This window comes from Streptomyces bobili (genome assembly GCF_002154575.1).
Lineage (GTDB): Bacteria > Actinomycetota > Actinomycetes > Streptomycetales > Streptomycetaceae > Streptomyces > Streptomyces bobili.
The window spans coordinates 1-8,226 of record NZ_MUBA01000113.1 but is presented as its reverse complement, the minus strand read 5'-3'; the positions used below and the strand labels follow the sequence as shown (position 1 = coordinate 8,226).

The window sequence follows — 8,226 nt, the reverse complement described above, 5'->3', positions numbered from 1 at the left end:
CAGGCCCTGCCCGCGGGCAGGAGCGCCACCCCGAGGGGGTTGCGCTCCCATTCCCAGCGGCAGACCTCGGGATCCGGTGCGACGGATGCCAGCCATTCGACGGCCGTCTTCGCCCCAGCCATGTGGGACCTCCCTGTGTCTCGTCGACGCGTGCGCGTCACCAGGGAGAGGGAGGTTTCCGCCGGGCATTACGCGGGTTCGGCACCCTCCTTGGAGTGAACCGGCTCACTACGGGGCGAAAGTGTCAGCTGTCGAAGCCCAGCCCGAGCCGGTCCATGGTCCGCAGCCACAGATTGCGGCGCCCGTCGTGCGAGTCCGCCCGTGCCAGCGACCACTTGGTGAGCGCGATGCCGGTCCAGGCGAAGGGCTCCGGGGGGAACGGCAGCGGCTTCCTGCGGACCATCTCCAGCGAGGTCAGCTCGGTGGGCTCGCCGGCCAGCAGGTCGAGCATCACCTCGGCGCCGAACCGGGTCGCGCCCACACCGAGCCCGGTGTACCCGGCGGCGTACGCCACCTTCCCCCGGTGGGCCGTGCCGAAGAACGCCGAGAAGCGCGAGCAGGTGTCGATGGCACCGCCCCACGCGTGCGTGAAGCGCAGCCCCTCCAGCTGGGGGAAGCAGGTGAAGAAGTGCTCGGCGAGCTTGGCGTAGGTCTCCGGCCGGTCGTCGTACTCGGCGCGCACCCGGCCGCCGTACGGGTAGATCGCGTCGTAGCCGCCCCACAGGACGCGGTTGTCGGCGGAGAGCCGGAAGTAGTGGAACTGGTTGGCGCTGTCGCCGAGGCCCTGCCGGTTCTTCCAGCCGATCGCGTCGAGCTGTCCGGCGCTCAGCGGTTCCGTCATCAGCGCGTAGTCGTAGACCGGCACGGTGTAGGCGCGGACCCGCTTGACCAGGTTGGGGAAGACGTTCGTGCCGAGGGCGACCTGCCGCGCGCGGACCTGCCCGTACGGGGTGCGTACGGCCATCCCCGCGGCGTGCGGTTCGAGCGTCAGCGCGGGGGTGTGCTCGTGGACGCGGACGCCGAGGCGCAGGCACGCCTGCTTCAGGCCCCACGCCAGTTTCGCCGGGTGGAGCATGGCCACTCCCCGGCGGTCGTACAGCCCCGCCCGGAAGGTGGGTGAGGCGACCTGCTCGCGGACCGCGTCGCCGTCGAGGAACTCGATGCCCCCGGCGAGGCCCTTGGCGTCGATCTCCTCGTACCAGTCGCGCAGTTCGCTGGCCTGGTACGGCTCGGTCGCCACATCGATCTCGCCGGTGCGCTCGAAGTCGCAGTCGATGCCGTAGCGGGCGACGGCCGCCTCGATCTGGTCGAGGTTGCGGGCGCCCAGTTCCTCGAGCCGGTGGATCTCGTCCGGCCAGCGGGTCAGCCCGTTGGACAGGCCGTGGGTGAGGGAGGCCGCGCAGAAGCCTCCGTTGCGGCCCGAGGCGGCCCAGCCCACCTCGCGGCCCTCCAGCAGCACCACGTCCCGCCGCGGCTCGCGCTCCTTGGCGATCAGCGCGGTCCACAGTCCGCTGTACCCGCCGCCCACGACCAGCAGATCGCAGGTCGTGGCGGCGGTGAGCGCGGGCTCGGGGTGGGGCTTTCCCGGATCGTCCAGCCAGTAGGGAACCGGCTGCGCCTCCGAGAGCGACGTCGTCCAGTGATTGTCCCTGCCACGGCTCATGGCGCTTGGGGCCATGATTTCCAACTCCCTACGGGCGCTTACGCCTTCTGCTTGTTGCGGCGGTTGTTGATGACCATCGAGGTCAGGACGATCAGGACGGCGACGAGGAACATGGCCGTACCGATGACGTTGATCTGGACGGGCGTTCCGCGCTGTGCCGAGCCCCAGACGAACATGGGGAAGGTGACGGTGGAACCCGCGTTGAAGTTGGTGATGATGAAGTCGTCGAAGGAGAGCGCGAAGGCGAGCAGCGCGCCCGCGGCGATTCCCGGTGCGGCGATCGGCAGGGTGACCCGCAGGAAGGTCTGGAGCGGGCCGGCGTACAGGTCCTGGGCCGCCTGTTCGAGCCTGGGGTCCATCGACATGACGCGTGCCTTGACGGCCGTCACGACGAAGCTGAGGCAGAACATGATGTGCGCGATGAGGATCGTCCAGAAGCCGAGCTGCGCGCCCATGTTGAGGAACAGGGTGAGCAGCGAGGCCGCCATGACGACCTCGGGCATGGCCATGGGCAGGAAGATCAGCGAGCTGACGGCGCCCCGCGCGCGGAAGCGGTAGCGGACGAGCGCGAAGGCGATCATCGTGCCGAGCGCGGTCGCGCCGAGCGTCGCCCAGAACGCGATCTGGAGGCTGAGCGAGAGCGAGCCGCACAGGCCGGAGACCCCGCAGGGGTCCTTCCAGGCGTCGGTGGAGAACTGCTGCCACGCGTAGTTGAAGCGGCCCTTCGGTTTGTTGAAGGAGAACACCGTGACGACGACGTTGGGCAGCAGCAGAAAGGCGAGCGTGAGAAGCCCCGCGATGACGACGAATTTCCTCTTGAACCAGTTGACGAGAGGCATCAGACCAGATCCTCCGTCCCGGACCTGCGGATGTAGAAGGTGACCATGAAAAGGATCGCGGCCATGAGGATGAAGGAGAGCGCCGCGGCCGTCGGATAGTCCAGCACCCGCAGGAACTGCGTCTGGATGACGTTTCCGATCATGCGGGTGTCGGTGGAGCCGAGGAGTTCGGCGTTGACGTAGTCGCCGGACGCCGGGATGAAGGTCAGCAGCGTGCCGGAGACCACGCCCGGCATCGACAGCGGGAAGGTGACCTTGCGGAAGGTGGTCACGGGCCTGGCGTACAGGTCGCCGGCCGCCTCGTGCAGCCGTCCGTCGATGCGCTCCAGCGAGGTGTAGAGCGGCAGGATCATGAACGGCAGGAAGTTGTACGTCAGTCCGCAGACCACGGCCAGCGGCGTGGCCAGCACCCGGTCCCCCGCGGTCCAGCCGAGCCAGCTCGTCACGTCCAGCACGTGCAGTGTGTTGAGGGCGCCGACGACGGGCCCGCCGTCCGACAGGATCGTCTTCCAGGCGAGGGTGCGGATCAGGAAGCTGGTGAAGAACGGCGCGATCACCAGGACCATGATCAGGTTGCGCCAGCGGCCCGCGCGGAAGGCGATCAGGTAGGCGAGCGGGTAGCCCAGCACCAGGCACAGGACCGTCGCGGCGGCGGCGTAGAGGACCGAGCGCAGGAACTGCGGCCAGTAGTCGGCCAGCGCGTCCCAGTAGGTCGCGAAGTGCCAGGTGACCTTGTAGCCCTCTTCGAGGGAACCGGTCTGCACCGACGTGGAGGCCTGGTAGATCATCGGCAGCGCGAAGAACACCAGCAGCCAGAGCATGCCGGGCAGCAGCAGCCAGTACGGCGTCCAGCGGCCCCGTCTGCGGGGCGGCTCGGCCTGCGGGGCCGTGGGGGCGAGGGGCGGCGGCGCCTCCGTGAGGGTCGCCATCAGAGCGCCGCCTCTTCGTCGAGCCCTGCGGAGCCCGTCGTCCCGGCAAGCAGGGACTGGGCCGCGTCGAAGCCGAAGGTGTGGGCCGGGCTCCAGTGCAGGACGACCTCGGCGCCGGGGGCCAGCCGGGAGTCGCGGTCGACGTTCTGGACGTAGACCTCGAACTCGGGGCAGACGGCGCTGTCGACGACGTACTGCGTGGAGACGCCGATGAACGACGTGGCGGCGATGGTGCCGGTGATGCGGTTGCGGCCCTCGGGGATCCCGCCCGCGTCGTCGGCGTGGGTGAGGGAGATCTTCTCGGGGCGGATGCCGACGAGCACCTTGCCGCCGGTCGTCGTGGGCGCCGCGCAGCGGGCCTCGGGCAGCACCAGCTTGCCGTCGCCCGCCTTCAGGACGATGTCCTCGCCGCTCCGGGAGTCGACCTCGGCCTCGATGAGGTTGGAGGTGCCGAGGAAGTTCGCGACGAAGGTGCTGCGCGGGTTCTCGTACAGGTCGGCGGGCGAGCCGAGCTGTTCGACGCGGCCTCCGTTCATCACGGCGACCGTGTCGGCCATCGTCATGGCCTCCTCCTGGTCGTGCGTGACGTGCACGAAGGTGATGCCGACCTCGGTCTGGATGCGCTTGAGCTCCAGCTGCATCTGGCGGCGCAGCTTGAGGTCGAGGGCGCCGAGGGGCTCGTCGAGGAGGAGCACCTTGGGATGGTTGATCAGGGCGCGGGCCACGGCGACGCGCTGCTGCTGGCCGCCGGAGAGCTGGTGCGGCTTCTTGCGGGCCTGCTCGCCGAGCTGGACGAGGTCCAGCATGTCCCCGACCTGCTGTTTCACGCCCTTGATGCCGCGTCGGCGCAGGCCGAAGGCGACGTTCTCGAAGATGTCGAGGTGCGGGAAGAGGGCGTAGGACTGGAAGACGGTGTTCACGGGCCGCTTGTAGGGCGGGAGGGCCGTGACGTCCTGGTCGCCGAGGTGGACGGTCCCGGACGTGGGCTCCTCCAGGCCGGCGATCATGCGCAGGGTGGTGGTCTTGCCGCAGCCCGAGGCGCCGAGCAGGGCGAAGAAGGAGCCCTGCGGGACGGTCAGGTCGAGCGGGTGGACGGCGGTGAAGGAGCCGTAGGTCTTGCTGATCCCGGAGAGGCGGACATCGCCGCCGGCGTCGGTCGTCGTCTTCATCTCGTCACGCCCCAGTGAGCTTCGCGAACTGCGCTTCAAAGGCCGTCTCTTCCTTCGCGCTCAGTGAGCGGAAGGCGTGGGACTTGGCCTGCATGGCCTTGTCGGGGATGATCAGCGGGTTGTTCGCCGCATCCTCGTCGATCTTCGCCAGCGCGTCCTTCACTCCGTCGACGGGACAGACGTAGTTGATGTAGGCGGCGAGCTGGGCGGCCGGTGTCGGCTCGTAGTAGTAGTCGATGAGCCGCTCGGCGTTCGTCTTGTGACGGGCCTTGTTGGGGATCAGCATGTTGTCGCTGGACGTCATGTAACCGCTGTCCGGGATCAGGAAGTCGATGTCCGGGCTGTCGGCCTTGAGCTGGACGACGTCACCGGCCCAGGCGATGCAGGCGGCGAAGTCGCCGCTGGTGATGTCCGACGTGTAGTCGTTGCCCGTGAAGCGGCGGATCTGGCCGCTGTCGACGCCCTTCTGCAGCCGGGCGATCGCCGCCGCGTAGTCGTCGTCGGTGAACTTCCCGGGGTCCTTGCCCATGTCCAGCAGGGTCATGCCGACGCTGTCGCGCATCTCGGTGAGGAACCCGACGCGGCCCTTGAGCTTGGGGTTGTCGAGCAGGTCGGAGACCGACTTCACCTCGACGCCGTCGAGCGCCTTCTTGTTGTAGGCGATGACCGTGGAGATGCCCTGCCAGGGGTAGGAGTACGCCCGTCCGGGATCCCAGTCGGGGCTGCGGAACTGGCCCGACAGGTTGGCGTACGCGTGCGGCAGGTTGGACGGGTCCAGTTTCTGGACCCAGCCGAGCCGGATGAGGCGGGCGGCGAGCCAGTCGGTGAGGACGATGATGTCGCGGCCGGTCTCCTGGCCCGCGGCGAGCTGCGGCTTGATCTTGCCGAAGAACTCGCTGTTGTCGTTGATGTCCTCGGAGTACTTGACCTTGATGCCGGTCCGCTCCGTGAACGTGTCGAGCGTCGGATGGTGCTTGCCCGCCTCGTCGACGTCCATGTACTCGGTCCAGTTGGAGAAGCTGACGGTCTCCTCCTTCGCCGAGTGGTCCTCGGCGGACGTGCCGCCCTCGGTCTTGCCCGCCGCGGGGATCCCGCAGGCGCTCAGCGCCCCGAGACCGCCCAGGGTCAGGGCGCCGCCCGCCGAGGCGCGCAGCAGCGACCTGCGGGTCATGGCCGCCCTGCCGTTGCGCATACTGCGCCGCATCGCGGCCACTTGGGGCGGGGTCAGGCGGTCTGGCTCGTACTGCTCCATGCGCGTGCTGCCCTTTCGGAGGATTCGGCCTGGTCGGCGGCCGGATTCGTGACTAACGGTCCCCGAAGACGGTGCGGTGCCACTCCTTGCGGACGACCGCGGTGTTGTCGAACATGACGTGCTTGATCTGGGTGTACTCCTCGAACGAGTACGCGGACATGTCCTTGCCGAAGCCGGACGCCTTGTATCCGCCGTGGGGCATCTCGCTGATGATCGGGATGTGGTCGTTGACCCACACGCATCCGGCCTTGATCTCGCGTGTCGCCCGGTTCGCCCGGTAGACGTCCCGGCTCCACGCGGAGGCGGCCAGCCCGTACGGGGTGTCGTTGGCGAGCGCGATCCCTTCGTCGTCGCTGTCGAAGGGGAGGACCACGAGGACCGGTCCGAAGATCTCGGACTGGACGATCTCGCTGTCCTGCGCGGCGTCCGTGACCAGGGTGGGCAGGTAGTAGGCGCCGTTCTTGAGGTCGCCCTGCGGGGCCTCGCCGCCGGTCACCACGCGCGCGTAGGCACGCGCCCGGTCGACGAAGGCGGCGACCCGGTCGCGGTGGACGTGCGAGATCAGCGGCCCGAGGTCGGTGCCGGGGGCGAAGGGGTCCCCGAGCCGGACGGTCTCCATGAGGGCGGCCGTCCGCTCGACGAACGCCTCGTAGAGGGGCCGCTGCACGTACGCGCGCGTGGCGGCCGTGCAGTCCTGCCCGGTGTTGATGAGCGAGCCGGCGACCGCGCCCTGCACGGCGGCGTCCAGGTCGGCGTCGTCGAAGACGACGAAGGGCGCCTTGCCGCCCAGTTCCAGGTGCAGCCGCTTCACGGTGGCGGTGGCGATCTCCGCGACCCGCCGGCCCACGGCGGTGGACCCGGTGAAGGAGGTCATGACGACGTCGGGATGGCCGACGAGATGCTCGCCCGCTTCCCGCCCGGTCCCGGTGACGATGTTGATCACGCCGTCGGGGATGCCCGCCTCGGTGGCCGCCTGGGCGAGGAGGAGCGAGGTGAGGGGGGTGAGTTCGGCGGGCTTGAGCACGATCGTGTTGCCTGCGGCGATCGCCGGGAGGATCTTCCAGGCGGCCATCTGGAGGGGGTAGTTCCAGGGGGCGATGGAGCCGACGACGCCGAGGGGTTCGCGCCGTACGTAGGAGGTGTGGTCGCCGGAGTACTCCCCGGCCGACTGGCCCTGGAGGTGCCGGGCGGCCCCCGCGAAGAAGGCGGTGTTGTCGATGGTGCCGGGTACGTCGAACTCGCGGGTCAGCTTCAGCGGCTTGCCGCACTGGAGGGACTCGGCGCGGGCGAAGTCCTCGGCGCGGTCGGCGAGGACGGCGGCGAAACGGTGCAGGGCGTCGGAGCGCTCGCCGGGGGTGGCGCCCGCCCAGGCCGGGAAGGCGGCCCGCGCGGCGGCCACGGCCGCGTCGACGTCGTCCGGCCCGGCGAGTTCGTAGGTGAGGACCTCCTCGCCGGTGGCCGGGTCGGTCACGGCGTGCGTCCGCCCGGACGTGCCCTTGCGGAGGCGGCCCGCGATGTACTGGGCGCCGTCCGCGAAACGTGCCTGTGCGGGGAACCGGCCGACTCGGTCCGGGGTGGTGCTTCCCGGGTTCTGCATGTCGCTCTCCTCCGCCTTCGCCCCACTGTCCACGGGGGCGGGTGGCGTAGCTCCAGCCTGATTTGAGTGCCGATCCTGACAGAGCAATGGGACTCCAACAAGGGATTCCGTTGTTGCCTTTTGGTTACGCGACGGAATCTGTCGACCAGGTGTCGAGTCGGCCCGGAAAAGGACAGACACGCTGTCAGTGGTGCGTGTCACAGTGGAATGCATGGAGAAGATCGATTCCCGGGAAGCCCTGCTCAGGGAGGTCCGGTCGGGGGCGCGAATCAAGTATCTGCACTTCTGGGGCCACCGTCCGAGGCCGGACGGACAGGTCGGCCCGAGCTGCCTGAGCCAGTGGTGGCCGTCCCCGTTCACCGTGGACGGCGTCCGGTTCGCGACGGCCGAGCACTGGATGATGGCCGGCAAGGCACGCCTCTTCGGGGACGCGGAGGCGGAGCGGCGGGCGCTGGCCGCCGGTCATCCCTCCGAGGCGAAGAAGGCCGGGCGGCTGGTGCGCGACTTCGACGAGGGGGTCTGGGAGCGGGAGCGGTTCCGGATCGTGGTCGAGGGCAGCGTCCACAAGTTCGGCGCGGACCCGGGGCTGCGGCAGTACCTGCTGGGGACCGGTGAGCGGGTGCTGGTGGAGGCGAGCCCGGTCGACCGGATCTGGGGCATCGGCCTCACCGCGGACGACGACGCGGCGACCGACCCGGAGCGCTGGAGAGGCCCCAACCTGCTGGGCTTCGCGCTGATGGAGGCCAGGCGGCTGCTGCGGGCCGGGTGAGGAAGCGG

Annotated in this window: 7 protein-coding genes; 1 reads left to right on the top strand and 6 read right to left on the bottom strand. The window is 69.4% G+C overall.

What is annotated here, in order from left to right; all coding sequences use genetic code 11:
• Positions 1–244: 244 nt before the first annotated feature.
• The 6 genes from BZL64_RS10290 to BZL64_RS10265 are packed head-to-tail and all read right to left on the bottom strand — an operon-like array spanning position 245 to position 7,449.
• A complete protein-coding gene (locus BZL64_RS10290) occupies positions 245–1,678 on the bottom strand; it encodes an NAD(P)/FAD-dependent oxidoreductase (protein ID WP_086768305.1) in 1,434 nt (477 codons plus the stop codon).
• A 23-nt stretch (positions 1,679–1,701) separates the two neighbouring features.
• The gene (locus tag BZL64_RS10285; protein WP_086768303.1) at positions 1,702–2,502 is read right to left on the bottom strand and encodes an ABC transporter permease; all 801 of its coding nucleotides are present in this window, start codon (positions 2,500–2,502) and stop codon (positions 1,702–1,704) included.
• On the bottom strand, positions 2,502–3,431 hold the full coding sequence (locus BZL64_RS10280) for an ABC transporter permease (RefSeq protein WP_086768301.1): 930 nt from the start codon (positions 3,429–3,431) through the stop codon (positions 2,502–2,504). The genes BZL64_RS10285 and BZL64_RS10280 overlap by 1 nt, the downstream gene beginning before the upstream one ends.
• On the bottom strand, positions 3,431–4,600 hold the full coding sequence (locus BZL64_RS10275; protein WP_086768299.1) for an ABC transporter ATP-binding protein: 1,170 nt from the start codon (positions 4,598–4,600) through the stop codon (positions 3,431–3,433). Before BZL64_RS10275 ends, BZL64_RS10280 begins: the two co-directional genes overlap by 1 nt.
• 4 nt (positions 4,601–4,604) lie before the next feature.
• Entirely contained in the window at positions 4,605–5,852 is a 1,248-nt protein-coding gene (locus tag BZL64_RS10270) for a polyamine ABC transporter substrate-binding protein (protein WP_086768297.1), read from the bottom strand.
• A gap of 52 nt (positions 5,853–5,904) precedes the next feature.
• A complete protein-coding gene (locus BZL64_RS10265; RefSeq protein WP_086768295.1) occupies positions 5,905–7,449 on the bottom strand; it encodes a gamma-aminobutyraldehyde dehydrogenase in 1,545 nt (514 codons plus the stop codon).
• Between the two features lie 211 nt (positions 7,450–7,660).
• Here BZL64_RS10265 and BZL64_RS10260 point away from each other — a divergent pair, with 211 nt between their 5' ends.
• The gene (locus tag BZL64_RS10260) at positions 7,661–8,218 is read left to right on the top strand and encodes an NADAR family protein (RefSeq protein WP_086768293.1); all 558 of its coding nucleotides are present in this window, start codon (positions 7,661–7,663) and stop codon (positions 8,216–8,218) included.
• Positions 8,219–8,226: the final 8 nt, after the last annotated feature.